The sequence below is a fragment of the Halobacillus sp. KGW1 genome (assembly GCF_001592845.1).
In the GTDB taxonomy this organism is placed as follows: Bacteria; Bacillota; Bacilli; order Bacillales; family Halobacillaceae; genus Halobacillus.
The window spans coordinates 703417-719764 of record NZ_LSOC01000003.1; the positions used below are offsets into that span (position 1 = coordinate 703417).

Here is a 16348-nt window from a genome sequence, read left to right on the forward strand (position 1 = left end):
AAGCAGGAGAAGTGATAGGAAGTAGACGTACATACACAGAAGCTTCCAGAGGTTGATATCAAGTTCCTTAATCGCTATCAAACATCCTTTATTGTACTCCTGTCATTATACAGATTCAATGGCAATTTAAGAAATATTAAAGAGGGATAAATAATTGTAGAATAAGAGGAAGCCGCACCCCTACGGCTCCCTCTGATGGTCGTTCGATTTATGAACTTTGGAACTGTTCTATTTCTTCTTCGGACATTTCTTCGTACCAGACCTTGGCTCCCAAATCGATCAGCTTATTTGTGATATTTTCATATCCTCTTTCGATATGATCAACACCGGTTATTTCCGTAATTCCGTCTGCCATCAACCCAGCGATGACAAGAGCGGCACCGGCACGAAGATCCGTCGCTTTGACTTTGGCCCCCTGAAGAGTGGAAGGGCCGGTCACGATGGCTGAACCTCCTTCTACTTTGATGGAGGCATTCATACGCCGCAGCTCATCCACATGCTTGAAACGGGCCTGATAAATCGTATCTGTCACGACTCCGGTCCCTTCCGTCTGTGTAAGCAGCGTCGTGAAAGGTTGTTGGAGATCCGTCGGGAAACCCGGGTAGACAAGCGTTTTGATATCCACACTTTTCAATTTCTTACCAGGTCGGATATACAACTGCTCGTCATTCTCCTCAATGGTCACACCCATTTCCCTCAGCTTCGCCAACAACGACTCCAAATGTTGAGGAATGACGTTATCAATGATCATTTCCTCTCCTTGAGCAGCTGCCATAATCGTGTACGTACCAGCTTCGATACGATCCGGAATAATGGTATGCAGACAGCCGTTCAGCTGATCCACCCCTTCAATCCGGATGACATCCGTGCCGGCACCTTTGATTTTCGCACCCATACTCGTAAGCAGCGTAGCTACATCAATAATCTCTGGTTCTTTCGCAGCGTTCTCGATAACCGTTTTACCTTTAGCCTTTACGGCAGCAAGCATGATGTTGATTGTAGCACCGACGCTGACGACGTCAAGATAGATACGGGCACCCCGCAGCTCTTTGGCACGCAAATAGATCGCGCCTTGTTCATTAGTGACTTCCGCACCGAGCGCTTCAAACCCTTTAATATGCTGATCGATCGGACGCGGGCCAAGATGACAGCCGCCCGGAAGACCAATGACCGCTTTATTGAAACGGCCGAGCATGGCGCCCATGAAATAATAAGAGGCGCGCAATTTTTTTACTTTTCCGTTCGGCAGCGGCATGTCCACCATTTTTGATGGGTCGATATGCAGCGTCCGCCCTTGACGTTGGACGGTACCACCGATCTCTTCCAATAAATCTGACAATATCCCAACATCAGAGATGTCAGGCAGTCCCTCGATCGTCACAGGCGTCTCTGCTAAAATAGCAGCCGGCAAGAGCGCGACAGCACTGTTCTTCGCTCCGCTTACCCTCACCTGTCCACGAAGGCGGGTCCCACCTTCCACTAGTAGTTTATGCATGAAAAACTCCTCGCTTTAAGGTAAAGATTTATGACCTTAGTATGTGCATGTTTTTCCAAAAAACACTTATTTATTATATTTATTCCAGTCGTTCTTGAACTTCTCGATGCCCTGATCCGTAAGCGGATGCTTGACGATCTGCTGGAACACCTGAAACGGTACTGTAGCAATATGAGCCCCGTGCTCGGCGGCTTCCGTCACATGGACAGGGTGCCGGACGGAAGCGGCAATAATTTCTGTATCAATGGAATGGAGATCGAATATCTCTGAAATTTGAGCGATCAGTTCTACTCCGTTATGACCGATATCATCCAGACGTCCGAGGAAGGGGGATACATAAGATGCCCCGGCGCGAGCGGCAAGAAGCGCCTGATTGGCAGAAAAGATCAGCGTCACGTTCGTTTTTATACTCAAATCACTGAACGCTTTTACAGCCTTCAGACCTTCCAGCGTCATAGGCACTTTGATGGTGATGTTCGGAGCGATGGCGGCTAGTTCCTTCCCTTCCGCAATCATACCTTCCGCATCTTCAGCCATGACTTCAGCACTGACCGATCCTTCTACTTCTTCCGTAATTTCACGCAGGCGGTCATGGAAGGATACCCCTTCTTTAGCCACAAGGCTTGGATTAGTCGTTACCCCGGCCAGGATTCCTAAAGCGTTCGCGTTACGGATATCATCTATATTCGCTGTATCGATGAAAAATTTCATATTCCCACTCCTCTTCCTTTATATAGTAGATCGGGCATAAGGAAACAATGTCGAATGATGGCGTTTTCATCCATGATGAAAAGGAAACCGCTACATCGTAGCGGCTTCCTTGCTGATAGTTGTTACGCTTTTTGAGAAGAACCGAACTCACGCATTTTACCGATGACAGTAGCCTTGATTGCATCACGGCCAGGTCCTAGGTATTTACGAGGATCGTATTGTTCCGGTTGCTCCGCAAGTACTTCGCGGACAGCCTTCGCTTGAGAAATTTGGTTCTCTGTGTTCACGTTGATCTTAGCTGTACCGAAAGAGATAGCTTTCTTGATATCAGCAGTCGGGATACCTGTACCACCGTGAAGAACTAGAGGCTTGTCTACAAGACCCATGATTTCTTCCATGCGCTCGAAGCCAAGGTTAGGCTCACCCTTGTATGGTCCGTGTACAGAACCAAGTGCAGGTGCGAATACGTCAACGTTTGTTTCGTCTACCAATTGCTTACATTCAGATGGAATCGCGTACGCTGCTTCCGCGTCATCTACGATAAGATCGTCTTCTTGTCCACCTACGCGGCCAAGCTCTGCTTCAACAGAAACGCCGTGGATGTGTGCAAGTTCAACTACTTTTTTCGTTACAGCAATGTTTTCTTCCAACGGATCGTGGGAAGCATCGATCATTACAGAAGTGAATCCAGCATGGATTGCTTCTGCACATTTTTCAAAGCTGGAACCGTGGTCAAGGTGAATCGCTACAGGTACAGTCGTACCGTAAGCTTTCATAAGTGCTTTCACCATGTCTACGACTACGTTGAAACCACCCATGTAACGGGCTGCTCCTTCAGATACACCAAGGATTACCGGAGACTTTTCTTCTTCTGCTGCTTGAAGAATCGCCTGCGCATATTCTAGGTTATTAAGGTTGAACTGTCCTACACCGTAGCGTTCTTCCTTAGCTTTTTCTAGCATTTCTTTCATTGATACTAATGGCATGAAAGATATCCTCCTTTAAATAACGTGCATTCCTATTTACAAGTCTGTTTCCATACGAAAACACACCATGTAAGTTTGGTTACAGTATTAGAATACCAATACCCTTCTTATGGTGCAACAGGAGGAGGTTTATATAGCGCTTACATCGAGAAAAAAGTCATAATCACGCCTGAACCAAGGTCCCATTAACCAATTCTTTCAAATTATGGATGTCAAAAGGCTTCTCTATGATATGGGTAACGAATGGGAAATTTATTTCTTTTTCGACGCTGTCTTTGGAAGAACCTGTAATGATCATGACGGATGAATCGTACTCACGTTCGTTCAGATAAGACAGAACATCCCTGCCATGCATGACCGGCAGGTTATAGTCCATGATGATTAGATCGAAGTTTTTCTTCTTCGTACAGTCACAGGCTTCTTTACCTGTTTTGGCGGAAGTGACGGCATACCCTTCCGCTTTTAATATTTCTTCCAGCAGAAGCCGTATTCCTGGTTGGTCGTCCACGATCAGGATGCTGTTTGTCATTCTTTTCCCTGCCTTCCCTGTTTAAGTCTCTGCCTAACCCTAATTCCTTTATTTTCTCTAGATATGTACATTCGAGAAGTCCCGCTCATTTTCCTGCATGCAAGGGGTAATAGAAGAAAATATACTTCTGTGCAGAAGAAAACGAACGACCCTCCATTCTTTTGCCAAGATTGGAGGGTCGTTCGGATGTTTTTCAAGATTCCCAGAGCCCTTGCCTGGATGGGTTCGGACTTATGGAAGCTTTCTCTTACTGATTTGTCTTCATTGCAGCCCCGATAAAGCCGTGGAAAAGCTCTTGCGGGCGTGTAGGGCGAGATTTAAATTCCGGGTGGAACTGACTCGCCACGAACCAAGGATGATCTTCGACCTCAATAATTTCAACAAGGCGGCCGTCCGGGCTTGTACCGGAGAACTTGAAGCCTTTGGCCTCCATCTGCTCTCTGTAATGGTTATTGAACTCAAAGCGGTGACGGTGACGCTCGTAGACGACTTCCTCTCCGTATGCTTCCATTGCTCTTGTACCCGGCTGCAGACGGGATGGGTAAATACCAAGACGGAGTGTGCCGCCAAGGTCGGAGATATCTTTCTGCTCTGGAAGCAGGTCGATGATCGGGTGTTCCGTAGCAGGATCAATTTCTGCAGAATGCGCTCCCTTAAGACCAAGCACGTTACGGGCAAATTCAACGGTAGCCAACTGCATACCCAGACAGATACCGAGGAAAGGAATACGCTCTTCACGAGCATAGCGGATGGCATCAATTTTTCCTTCAATACCACGATCTCCGAATCCACCGGGAACGAGGATACCGTCGACTGCCGACAAGTATTCCGCAACGTTTGATTCATTCAAGTCTTCGGAATTGACCCATTTCACATCAATGTCGGAATCATAGCCGTAGCCTGCGTGCTTCAATGCTTCGACGACAGAGATATAAGCGTCAGGAAGCTCGACGTACTTCCCTACCAAAGCAATCGTCGTCTTATGCTGCAGATTCTTCACGCGGTCGATCAACTCATTCCATTCTTTCATATCCGCCGGAGGACAAGACAAGCCGAAATGATCCAATGTCAGCTGATCAAGGTTCTGTTCTTGAAGCGTAATCGGTATTTGGTAAAGCGTCTCTGCGTCGCCTGCTTCAATGACTGCATTCTTATTAATGTCACAGAAGAGCGCGATTTTCTCCTTCATATCTTCAGAAATAGGCATTTCCGTACGCAAAACAATGACATCCGGCTGAATTCCAAGAGAACGGAGCTCTTTTACACTGTGCTGTGTCGGTTTCGTCTTCATTTCTCCTGCCGCTTTCAAATATGGTACAAGCGTACAGTGAAGGTACATAACGTTATCACGGCCGATATCGCTCTTAATCTGACGGATCGCTTCAAGGAATGGAAGAGATTCGATATCCCCTACTGTACCGCCGATTTCCGTGATGACGACGTCTGCATTCGTTTCGTGCCCTGCACGGAAGACCTTGTCCTTAATTTCGTTGGTGATATGTGGAATGACCTGGACGGTTCCACCGAGGTAGTCTCCACGACGTTCTTTCTTAATGACGTTGGAATAAACTTTACCAGTCGTCACATTGCTGAATTTATTCAAATTGATATCGATGAAGCGCTCGTAGTGACCAAGGTCAAGGTCTGTCTCTGCACCGTCATCGGTTACGAAAACTTCTCCGTGCTGATACGGGCTCATCGTTCCCGGATCGACGTTGATATAAGGGTCAAACTTCTGAATCGTCACTTTCAAGCCTCTGTTTTTAAGCAGACGCCCTAGTGATGCAGCCGTAATCCCTTTCCCTAATGATGAAACGACACCGCCGGTTACAAAAATGTACTTTGTTGCCACGTTGAATCCCTCTTTCTCTATTTGTCTTTTTAGTTATTGACTAATAAACGATTTTGATAAGGGGTATAAAAAAGAAAATACGGGAGCATGCCATGTCCCGGTATCTTCCGCTGTTCTGTTGTTTTCCATGCAAAAAATAAAAAACGCTCCCCGGTCCGGGGAGCGTTTGGAATTTCGTTTCGGAAATTAAAGAGCCCAAATAAGATTGTACTGATATGACTTTTAAAAGTCAACCACTTATCTGTCGTCTTCTTCATCCTCATCGCCAATGAAGCTGATGTCATCCTCTACAATCTCTTCTTCTTCTTCATCGAGGTCATCTTCTTCATAGTCGCCTTCGAAATCGTCATCGTCCTCATCCAAATCTAGATCTTCGTCTGTCAGTTCCAGATCTTCTTCTAAATCTTCATCTTCTTCATTATCATCGAATTCAGAAATGCCAAGCTCATCTTCCAGCAGCTTGGATGGTTTCTTTTTCTTCTTCTTTTTACGCTTCTGTGGAAGACTGGCAATTTCTTCTTCCATTTGTTCTACAGGATACCAGCGCTTCAGCCCCCAACGGTTCGTTCCGATCGTCATGAATTGACCATCGACGTTGATGTCTGTGTAGAACTGCGCGATGTACTGCTCTTTCTGCGCTTCTGTAAATCCTTTAATTTTGGCGATACGATTGAACATCTCGTTGAAATCGATCGCTTCTCTTTCTTCTTCCAATATAATAGTAGCCAGTTCAATCATGGATATTTCATCAATTTGCTCTTGGCTAAAGTCTTTTAAGCTCACGGTCCAGCACTCCTTTAAATAGACAGAATAGAATAAATGACCTCTTAGGCATACGAATCACATTTAATCATACCATCCATTATATGATTTGCCCGTATAAAAATCAAATTGCTTTTATGACTCTTTATCTATTACCTTTTGTAGCCAACTTCACATAAATATAAACCCTGGAAGCAGGATAAAGCTTAGTTACACTTGGTATTCGCGCTTTATTTCCATTATAATTAAACCGAAATGGGGGCTGCCTCTTTGAGAAGCGCCCTGAGCGACCGGAACCTCTCTATCGTATCATTCCCCGGGTTACGTTCTATCCCCATCATTTATGTAAAGGAGAGACGCAGTATGAAAACACACCCATTTAACTGGATTGCAACCATCATCTTCGTCATCGCTGCAGGCATCTGGTTGTTCACGAACTACGGCCTCGTCCATTCCAAGCATTTGGAGGAAGCGGTGATCACAGGGAAATCCCATACAGATGACGGATATTTCGTCATCGTCGATGATAAGAAGCTCCACGTCAAAGATACGAGCACATGGATGCTGCTGGAAGAAGGCGAAACGTATAATCTGACGTATGAATGGTATGGAATAAAGAAACCTTACGTGAAAGAAGTCAATCAGCCTCACGACGACGATCAAGTCGGAGGCCACTAATAAATATCGCCCTTGCACATCGCAAGGGCGTATTTTTACGACTTTACATATTACGACGGTACTGCCCCCCGACCTCATAGAGGGCGTTGGTGATCTGTCCGAGACTTGCCACTCGGACGGTTTCCATTAATTCAGCAAAAATGTTCCCGTCATTCGCTGCCGTTTCTTTCAGGCGGCGAAGCGAAGCATCCACTACATCTTCATGGCGACTCTGGAAATGGCGCAGTTCTCTTATCTGATGCTCCTTCTCTTCTTGAGAAGCACGCGCAAGTTCCATGGCATCAATTTCCTCCTCGGACGGCGGATGCGGATTCAAATACGTATTGACTCCGATGATCGGCAGTTCCCCCGAATGCTTCTTGCCTTCATAATAAAGTGATTCTTCCTGAATTTTCCCGCGCTGATACTGTCTCTCCATTGCACCGAGTACTCCGCCTCGATCATTGATGCGTTCAAATTCCTGAAGTACAGCCTCTTCCACAAGGTCCGTCAACTCTTTAATGATGTAAGATCCTTGCAGAGAATTTTCATTCTTCGTCAGACCGAATTCTTTATTAATGATCATTTGAATCGCCATCGCCCTCCGCACGGACTCTTCGGTCGGTGTCGTGATTGCTTCATCATAGGAATTCGTATGCAGGGAATTACAGTTATCCTGGATGGCCAGCAGCGCCTGTAACGTTGTACGGATGTCGTTAAAGTCAATTTCCTGGGCATGAAGCGAACGTCCGGATGTTTGAATGTGATACTTTAACTTTTGGCTGCGTTCGTTCGCTCCATATTTATCACGCATGACGACAGCCCAAATCCTTCTTGCGACCCGCCCGAGCACACTGTACTCCGGATCAAGACCGTTCGAGAAGAAGAAGGAAAGGTTCGGGGCGAACTTGTTGATATCCATCCCTCTGCTCAAATAATATTCTACATACGTGAAGCCGTTCGCCAGTGTGAAAGCGAGCTGAGTAATTGGATTGGCGCCTGCCTCAGCGATATGATAACCGGAGATGGATACGGAATAATAATTACGCACATCCTGGTCGATGAAGTACTGCTGGATATCCCCCATCATACGTAGAGCGAACTCTGTAGAAAATATGCACGTGTTCTGCCCCTGATCCTCTTTAAGAATATCCGCCTGCACCGTACCCCTTACAACGTGGATCGTCTCCGCTTTAATCCGTTCCGCTTCCGACTGATCCGGCGCTCTTCCCTTCTCTGCTTTGAACTTCTCGATCTGCTGATCGACAGCGGTATTAAAGAACATCGCCAGGATAATCGGAGCGGGGCCGTTAATTGTCATGGAAACAGAAGTGGAAGGAGCAACCAGATCGAAGCCCGCGTACAGCTTTTTCATGTCCTCCAATGTACAGATATTGACTCCGCTCTCCCCGACTTTCCCGTATATGTCCGGTCGTTCATCCGGATCTTCTCCGTACAAGGTTACAGAATCGAAGGCCGTACTCAGACGTTTGGCATCTTCCCCTTCTGATAAATAGTGGAATCTGCGGTTCGTCCGCTCGGGGGTCCCTTCTCCAGCAAACTGTCGTTTCGGGTCCTCTCCTTTCCGCTTAAAAGGGAAGACACCTGCTGTAAACGGGAATGCCCCGGGCACATTTTCACGAAGCAGCCACAGAAGGCGGTCCCCCCAGTCCGAATAGGTCGGTAAGGCGACTTTCGGTATTTTCGTACCACTCAAACTTTCGGTCGTCAGATCCATTGTAATTTCTTTACCGCGAACTTGGAACGTGTACGTATCTCCGCTGTATTTGTCATGGAGATCATCCCAGCCGTCGACCAGCCGCTTCGCTGCCGGATCGATGGAAGCTTCCAGATCGTCTATCCTTTGTTTCAGCTGTTCTTTTCCTGCTCCTTCTTCAAGCAAATGGAAAGATCCTTTCAATTGGTAGAGCCTGCGCGCTTGAGCTGCCTGCTTCTCCGATTCTTCGTGATAGCGGCGTACGGTCATCGAGATGTCCCGTAGATACTGTTGTCTCTCATTCGGGATGATGACGTTCTGTTTCTCTACTTTTCCGGTTTTCGAAAAGGACGTTTCTTCCTGCCACTCATAAGTTTCTTTCAATTTATCTACAAGGGCGGCGAATAACGTGTTCGTCCCCGGATCATTAAACTGACTGGCAATCGTTCCGAAGACCGGGAATTCGGCATCACTCTCATGGAACAGCATCCGGCTCCGCTGGTACTGTTTCTTCACTTGGGCCATGGCATCCTCCGAGCCTTTCTGCTCGAACTTGTTAATGACGATAAAATCAGCGAAGTCAATCATATCAATTTTTTCAAGCTGCGACGGTGCCCCGAATTCTGCAGTCATTACATACATCGATAGATCCGTGACATCTGTTATGGCCGCATCCCCCTGGCCGATCCCACTCGTTTCGACGATGATGAAGTCAACACCGGAAGCTTTCAGCACACGGATAGCGTCGCTAACGGCCGTCGAAAGCTCGGACCGTGCTTCCCTCGTTGCAAGGGAGCGCATGTACACTCTCGGATGGAAGATGGCGTTCATCCGGATCCTGTCACCAAGCAGGGCTCCTCCCGTTTTCTTTTTCGTCGGATCAATCGATAGAATAGCAATTTTCTTATCTGGAATTTCATTCAGGAAACGACGAATCAATTCGTCTGTGAGCGAGCTTTTCCCTGCCCCTCCTGTGCCTGTAATACCAAGGACGGGAACTTCCCTGTCTGTTTTCTGTTTGACTGCTGTATCAAAAGCAGCCACAAGCTCCCGTTCTTCCTTCGGTTTATTCTCTACATACGTGATGAACCGCGCAATCGATTGTGGGTTCCCTGCAGACAGCCCTTTGACTTCTTCCTCCACATCAAGCGGCGGCAGGAAATCGCACTCTTCGATCATTTTATTGATCATGCCCTGAAGCCCGAGCGTTCTTCCATCCTCCGGCGAGAAGACACGGGCAACCCCGTAAGCGTGCAGTTCTTTGATTTCCCTCGGGATGATGACACCTCCGCCACCGCCGTAAACGCGGATATGTCCCGCTCCCTTCTGCTGAAGGAGGTCCACCATATATTTGAAATACTCCACATGTCCGCCCTGATAGGACGAGATAGCTATTCCCTGAACATCTTCCTGAATAGCTGCATTCACTACTTCTTCTACGGAGCGGTTATGTCCCAAGTGGATGACTTCCGCCCCTGTTGATTGCAGAATCCGCCTCATAATATTGATGGACGCGTCGTGCCCGTCAAACAAACTGGAAGCGGTTACAAAACAAACCGGATTTTTCGGACGATATACAGCCGGTTGTTCCATCTTCTCCTCCCCTTTCTATCCATTTCATTCTCTATTACCAGATGGTCTTTTCTCCTTGAGGGGAAGTCCCTCCAATAAAAGCCGAACCTGCAGATCCGCATACGCTTCAATCGTGAACGTCCTCTGCAATATCCAACGCCGGAATCCCCACATCTGACCCTGCACGAATATATTATTGGCGATCAATTGAACCTTCTCTTCGGAACAGGGGCCTGAGATATGCTTACGGATCACCTCTTCCAGCATCGCAACCATTTCTCTTTCTTTCTGCAGAACGTAATCCTGCGCATCCTTCGGAAGGGATTTGACCTCCTGGTACATGACTACCACTTCATCCTGCATTTCATCCATTAAATAAAAGTACGAATGGACCGCCTGGATCAGGCTGCTTACCTGTGCCGGATCGATATCATCTTCCATCCGCGCCTTTACGCGCTGGTAGATAGAGTCACATACGAGAAAAAGGACATCCTCCTTCTTACGTATGTATTCATATAACGTACCAATACTGAAGCCGGACGCCTTGGCGATCTCCCGTGTCGTCGTCTTGTGGAAACCTTTCTCGATGAACAAGGTGACCGCTCCTTTGACCATCTGGTTTCTTCGCTTCATCACTAAAGCTTCGTCTTTGATCGTCGAGGGGACTTGTTTATCGGCCATTCTTTCCACCCCTCTCTTTCCATTCGTCCACCCATGCACGGGCAAGCTTATACGGATCGGCGTCAGGTCGGTTCAAGCATTCGCGTTTATGAGAATCGGACTCGACTTCCGTTCGAACATCCCGCCACAGCTCTTCCCTGATCAGATCATATACTTCGAGCTGTAATTGCTGCTTCCGCCGCCGCTGCCCTTCATCGGTTTCGTGTAAATACGTCCGGTGTGCTTCGATCCCACCCCATAGGTCATCAAATCCTGTGGACTCTGTGGCAATCGTCTTTACAACCGGCGGATCCCACCCTTTTGTCTGGACAATCATCTTGTATTCATCAAGCGTAGAGGCAAGCTTCCTCACACCAGGAAGATCGGCCTTATTAATGATAAAAAGGTCTGCGATCTCCATGATCCCCGCTTTGAAAATCTGGAGAACGTCCCCGCTGTTCGGCGTCAAAACCAGCCCGGTCGTATCCACTACCTTCATGATATCAAGCTCCGACTGTCCGACACCGACCGTCTCGACAAGAACGACATCGAATCCACAAGCATCACATACGCGGATACTATCCTTTGTCGCTCTTGCCACTCCGCCGAGATGTCCTCTCGTCGCCATACTGCGGATGAATATTCCCGGGTCGAGGAAATGTTGATTCATCCGCGTACGATCTCCGAGCAGAGCCCCGCCGCTGAACGGACTTGTAGGATCGACCGCAAGAACAGCGACGGTCAGCCCCTGTTTGCGGATATAGGACAGAAGCCGGTTGATCAAAGAGCTTTTTCCCGCTCCAGGGGAACCGGTGATCCCAATATAGTGCGCCTTTTTCTGTATGGAGAAAATGTCACTCATCCATTCCAGCTTCTCTTCATCATCATTTTCAATCCGTGTGATGGCTTTAGCGAGTGCGCGAATATCCTGATTACGTATCCGTTCTGCGAGTGGGTGCATGATTCTTCACCTTTCCAGCCTGGTTATTTCGTCACCATCCGACCGATGACAAGTCTTTGTATCTCTTGTGTCCCTTCATAAATCTGAGTAATTTTGGCATCTCTCATGTAACGCTCGACAGGATAATCCTTCGTATACCCGTATCCTCCATGCACCTGTACCGCTTCCGTTGTCACCTTCATTGCTGTATCTCCTGCGAAAAGTTTCGCCATCGCCGATGCTTTCGAATATGGAAGACCCTCTGATTCTAAATAGGCAGCCTGGTACGTTAATAACCTGGATGCCTCGATTTCCGTAGCCATATCGGCCAATTTAAAGGAAATGCCTTGCAGTGCCGCAATAGGCTTACCGAACTGCTCTCTTTCTTTCGCATAAGCAACGGCTTCGTCAAGTGCACCCTGTGCTATTCCCACCGCCTGAGCGGCTATACCATTACGGCCGCCGTCCAGCGTCATCATAGCAATTTTGAATCCCTGACCTTCCTCACCAAGCAGATTCCCCTTCGGTATCCGGCAGTTTTCAAAGATCAATTCGGTCGTTGGAGATGAACGGATCCCCAATTTCTTCTCTTTCTTGCCTGTCGTGAATCCCGGGGTATCCTTTTCGACAATAAAAGCGCTGATTCCTTTGTTCCCTTTGTCCATATCTGTTTTGGCGAAAACGACATAGATATCCGCCACTCCACCGTTTGTAATCCATACTTTACTGCCGTTCAACACGTAATGATCCCCTTCAAGCTTAGCATTCGTGCGCATGGAGGATACGTCACTCCCGGCCCCCGGCTCGGAGAGTGCATAGGCACCCAGCTTTTCACCGGATGCAAGGGCTTGAAGGAACGTTTTCTTCTGCTCCTCGGAGCCAAATTTATAAATCGGCCAGCTGGCGAGTGAGATATGAGCGGATAATGTAACGCCGGTAGAGGCACACACCCGAGACAATTCCTCCACAGCAATAACATAGCTGACGAAATCCGAGCCGATACCGCCGTACTCTTCCGGCCACGGAATGCCCGTCAGACCGAGTTCGGCCATCTTATTAAAAATAGTCCTGTCGAAGCGTTCCTCCTCATCCCTTTCCGCTGCTGTCGGTTCTACCTCTTTTTTTGCAAAATCGCCCACCATTTTTCTCAGCATTTCCTGTTCTTCTGTCAACGTAAAGTTCATCCTTACAGCCTCCCTAATCTCTGAGCAAGTGATTGCCGATTACAATCCTTTGAATTTCACTTGTTCCTTCATATATTTCACAGACTTTGGCATCCCGGAACAGCCTTTCTACCGGGTAGTCCTCTGTGTATCCGTATCCTCCATGAACCTGAACGGCTTCAATCGCCGCTTCCACCGCAGTCTTGGATGCCATCAGTTTAGCAATCGATACTTCCTTCCCGCATTTCTTGCCTTCCGCCTGAAGGAAGGCAGCATGGTAGACGAGCAGCTTGGACGCTTCCACCTTTGTCGCCATATCTGCGAGCTTGAATGACACCCCCTGAAGATGGGCAATCGGGCGGCCGAACTGCTCCCTTTCCTTCGCATAAGCGATGCTGTGATCCAGTGCTGCTTCCGCAATCCCCAATGACTGAGCAGCAATACCAATTCTTCCGACGTTCAAATTGGAAAGAGCAATTTTATACCCTTCTCCTTCCTGCCCAAGAAGCTGGCTTTCCGACACCTTACACTGATCGAAATTCAAGGAAACGGTACTGGATCCATGCAGTCCCATTTTCTTCTCCGCTTTCCCGATCGTAAATCCAGGGGTATCTCGTTCCACAATGAATGCACTCAGCCCCTTCCCTGCCGGCACATCCGGATTCGTCCGGGCGAAAACGATAAACGTATCCGCTTTTCCTCCGTTTGTTATGAATACTTTGGATCCATTCAATACGTAATGGTCTTCCTGCTTGACCGCGCGTGTCTTCAGGCTGCCGGCATCCGATCCAGCACTCGGTTCCGTGAGCGCGAAAGCACCCAGGTATTCACCGGAAGCAAGTTTAGGAATGTACCGCTCCTTCTGCTCCTCTGTTCCAAAATATAGAATCGGATTCGTGCCGACAGACGTGTGGACAGAGAGGATCACTCCGAGCGTCGCACTGACTCTTGAAATCTCATGAATGGCGGTTATATAGGAGATGTAATCCATTGCGGCTCCGCCGTATTGCTCAGGGATTGGAATGCCCATTAAGCCGAGCTCTCCCATCCTTGCTACCAGTTCTTCCGGAAAACGGTCTTCCTTCTCCATCCGTTCTACTGCAGGAGCCACTTCCTTCTCCGCGAAGTCCCGAACCATTTTCCTCATCATCTGCTGTTCATCCGTGAATCGCAAATCCATCGCCGTTCTCCCCTTTACCGGTTAATCGTAGATGTAGAAACCACGTCCAGATTTCTTTCCAAGCCAGCCAGCGCTGACGTATTTCCGAAGCAGTGGACACGGACGGTACTTACTGTCACCGAATCCTTCATGCAGTACTTCCATAATAGAAAGGCACGTGTCGAGTCCGATGAAATCAGCAAGGGTCAGCGGTCCCATCGGATGATTCATACCCAGCTTCATCACAGCATCGACATCCTCCGGGGTAGCCACACCTTCATAGACGGTATAAATCGCTTCATTAATCATCGGCATCAGAATACGGTTGGATACAAAGCCCGGGAAATCTTCTACCTCCACAGGTGTTTTCTCAAGCTTCACCGTCATCGCTTCCACTGCTTCATAGGTAGCATCACTCGTTTGGATCGCACGAATGATTTCGACAAGCTTCATGACAGGAACCGGATTCATAAAGTGCATGCCGATCACTTGTGATGGGCGGTTGGTTGCCGCTGCAATATCCGTAATCGGCAGGGATGACGTATTAGTCGCAAGAATCGCGTGTTCCGGTGCAATTTCATCCAGCTGACGGAATACATTCGTTTTGACATCCATCTTCTCTACTACCGCTTCAATGATCAAGTCACAGTCAGAAGCCTCTTTCAAATCTGTGGTTGTCGTTATCCTCCCAAGCACATCCCGCATATCCGCTTCCGTGATACGGCCTTTATCGACCGCCCGCCTTAAACGGTTTTCTATTCCTTTTCTCCCTTGAATCAATGCATCTTCACTGATGTCGTTGAACTTCACCTCAAGTCCAGCCTGTGCAAATACCTGGGCTATTCCAGACCCCATTTGGCCGGCCCCGATCACCATCATTCGTTTCATCGTCATCGCGCTCTCCCCCTTACGCTTTTGGTACTTCAATCAAAACCGCATCCCCTTGACCGCCGCCGGAACAGATAGCAGCAATACCAAGTCCGCCTCCGCGGCGTTTCAGTTCAAGAGCCAAGGTAAGAATAATCCGTGCTCCGCTTGCCCCAATCGGATGCCCTAGTGCAATCGCTCCCCCATTAACGTTGACTTTCTCAGGATCAAGCCCAGCGATTTCTCCACTCGCGAGCGCTACAGCCGCGAACGCTTCGTTCACTTCGAATAGATCAATTTGATCCATCGACTTCCCTGCTTTCTTCAACAATTTATTGATGACAAGCCCCGGCGTCTGTGGGAAGTCCTGCGCCTCAACGGCTATTTCATCATGTGCAATGATTGCAGCAAGCGGCGTCTTCCCTAGTTCAGACGCTTTCCCTTCTGACATCAGGACCATTGCACAGGCTCCATCATTGACGCCTGGTGCATTCCCGGCTGTTATGGAACCCGTCTGATCGAATACAGGACGCAGCTTGGCAAGAGCCGTGACAGAAGTATCTTTTCGGGGAGCCTCATCACGGTCGACAATAACAGGATTTCCTTTGCGCTGTGGAACTTCGACAGCCGCAATCTCTTCTCCAAGCACTCCGGATTCGATCGCTTTCACTGCTCGTTGGTGGCTGCGATAAGCCCATTCATCCTGCGCCTCTCTGGAGAGATCGAATTGTTCCGCCGTCCTGTTCCCGTAAGTGCCCATATGGACGTTTTCAAACGAACAAGTAAGTCCGTCATGGATCATCATATCTTTCACTGTACTGTCTCCCATCCGAAGCCCCCACCTGGCTTTGGACATAATATACGGAGCGTTGCTCATGCTTTCCATTCCCCCGGCAACGATGATTTCTTCTTCTCCCAACCGGATGAATTGATCCGCCATCGTAACACTTCTCATACCAGAGGCGCACACTTTGTTTATCGTTTCCGTCTTTACATCCCATGGAATGCCGGCATTTCGAGCCGCCTGTCGGGATGGCAGCTGGCCCTGCCCACCTTGAAGGACGGACCCCATGATGACTTCCTGAACATCCTCTGCATCTATCTCCGCTCTGCTCAAAGCCGCTTTGATCGCCGTCCCTCCAAGCTCCGATGCAGTAAGAGATGAAAGACCTCCACCAAGTTTAGCGAAAGGGGTACGGGCACCTGCTACGATTACTGTTTTTGTCATAGATCGTTCCTCCTCATTTTTGATAACGCTTTCAAAATTAGTGATTGAAC

The 16348-nt window shown here is 48.2% G+C and carries 14 protein-coding genes; 1 reads left to right on the forward strand and 13 read right to left on the reverse strand.

Going from position 1 to position 16348, the window contains the following annotated elements; genetic code table 11:
• Positions 1 to 208: 208 nt before the first annotated feature.
• From AXG56_RS12565 to rpoE, 6 genes are all read right to left on the reverse strand, one after another.
• Positions 209 to 1495 carry a UDP-N-acetylglucosamine 1-carboxyvinyltransferase gene (locus AXG56_RS12565; protein ID WP_008632299.1) on the reverse strand — a complete coding sequence of 429 codons (1287 nt, stop codon included), beginning with the start codon at positions 1493 to 1495 and terminating at the stop codon, positions 209 to 211.
• Between the two features lie 66 nt (positions 1496 to 1561).
• Positions 1562 to 2206: a fructose-6-phosphate aldolase gene (gene fsa, locus AXG56_RS12570; protein WP_026577864.1), complete on the reverse strand. Its 645-nt coding sequence runs from the start codon at positions 2204 to 2206 to the stop codon at positions 1562 to 1564.
• A gap of 122 nt (positions 2207 to 2328) precedes the next feature.
• The gene (gene fba / locus AXG56_RS12575; protein WP_008632295.1) at positions 2329 to 3192 is read right to left on the reverse strand and encodes a class II fructose-1,6-bisphosphate aldolase; all 864 of its coding nucleotides are present in this window, start codon (positions 3190 to 3192) and stop codon (positions 2329 to 2331) included.
• A 163-nt stretch (positions 3193 to 3355) separates the two neighbouring features.
• On the reverse strand, positions 3356 to 3721 hold the full coding sequence (locus AXG56_RS12580; protein WP_008632294.1) for a response regulator: 366 nt from the start codon (positions 3719 to 3721) through the stop codon (positions 3356 to 3358).
• Positions 3722 to 3968: 247 nt separating this feature from the next.
• Complete coding sequence (locus AXG56_RS12585) at positions 3969 to 5573, reverse strand: CTP synthase (RefSeq protein ID WP_026577863.1); 1605 nt, start codon at positions 5571 to 5573, stop codon at positions 3969 to 3971.
• 237 nt (positions 5574 to 5810) lie between these two features.
• Positions 5811 to 6356 (reverse strand): DNA-directed RNA polymerase subunit delta, encoded by a 546-nt coding sequence (gene rpoE / locus AXG56_RS12590; RefSeq protein WP_008632292.1) that lies wholly within the window; start codon positions 6354 to 6356, stop codon positions 5811 to 5813.
• A gap of 342 nt (positions 6357 to 6698) precedes the next feature.
• Here rpoE and AXG56_RS12595 point away from each other — a divergent pair, with 342 nt between their 5' ends.
• Positions 6699 to 7013: a hypothetical protein gene (locus tag AXG56_RS12595; protein ID WP_008632291.1), complete on the forward strand. Its 315-nt coding sequence runs from the start codon at positions 6699 to 6701 to the stop codon at positions 7011 to 7013.
• Between the two features lie 43 nt (positions 7014 to 7056).
• Here AXG56_RS12595 and icmF read toward each other — a convergent pair whose 3' ends face one another.
• Genes icmF through AXG56_RS12630 form a run of 7 tightly spaced genes read right to left on the reverse strand, consistent with a single transcriptional unit; the run spans position 7057 to position 16298 of the window.
• Positions 7057 to 10302: a fused isobutyryl-CoA mutase/GTPase IcmF gene (gene icmF, locus AXG56_RS12600; RefSeq protein WP_062514871.1), complete on the reverse strand. Its 3246-nt coding sequence runs from the start codon at positions 10300 to 10302 to the stop codon at positions 7057 to 7059.
• 24 nt (positions 10303 to 10326) lie between these two features.
• Positions 10327 to 10962, reverse strand: a complete 636-nt coding sequence (locus tag AXG56_RS12605; RefSeq protein ID WP_062514873.1) for a TetR/AcrR family transcriptional regulator — start codon at positions 10960 to 10962, stop codon at positions 10327 to 10329.
• Positions 10952 to 11902, reverse strand: coding sequence for a methylmalonyl Co-A mutase-associated GTPase MeaB (gene meaB / locus AXG56_RS12610; RefSeq protein ID WP_008632289.1), 951 nt, complete (start codon positions 11900 to 11902; stop codon positions 10952 to 10954). Before meaB ends, AXG56_RS12605 begins: the two co-directional genes overlap by 11 nt.
• 23 nt (positions 11903 to 11925) lie before the next feature.
• A complete protein-coding gene (locus tag AXG56_RS12615) occupies positions 11926 to 13065 on the reverse strand; it encodes an acyl-CoA dehydrogenase (RefSeq protein WP_008632286.1) in 1140 nt (379 codons plus the stop codon).
• 13 nt (positions 13066 to 13078) lie between these two features.
• A complete protein-coding gene (locus tag AXG56_RS12620) occupies positions 13079 to 14224 on the reverse strand; it encodes an acyl-CoA dehydrogenase (protein ID WP_062514875.1) in 1146 nt (381 codons plus the stop codon).
• 21 nt (positions 14225 to 14245) lie between these two features.
• Complete coding sequence (locus tag AXG56_RS12625) at positions 14246 to 15097, reverse strand: 3-hydroxybutyryl-CoA dehydrogenase (protein ID WP_026577858.1); 852 nt, start codon at positions 15095 to 15097, stop codon at positions 14246 to 14248.
• 13 nt (positions 15098 to 15110) lie between these two features.
• On the reverse strand, positions 15111 to 16298 hold the full coding sequence (locus tag AXG56_RS12630; RefSeq protein WP_008632282.1) for an acetyl-CoA C-acetyltransferase: 1188 nt from the start codon (positions 16296 to 16298) through the stop codon (positions 15111 to 15113).
• Positions 16299 to 16348 lie beyond the last annotated feature (50 nt).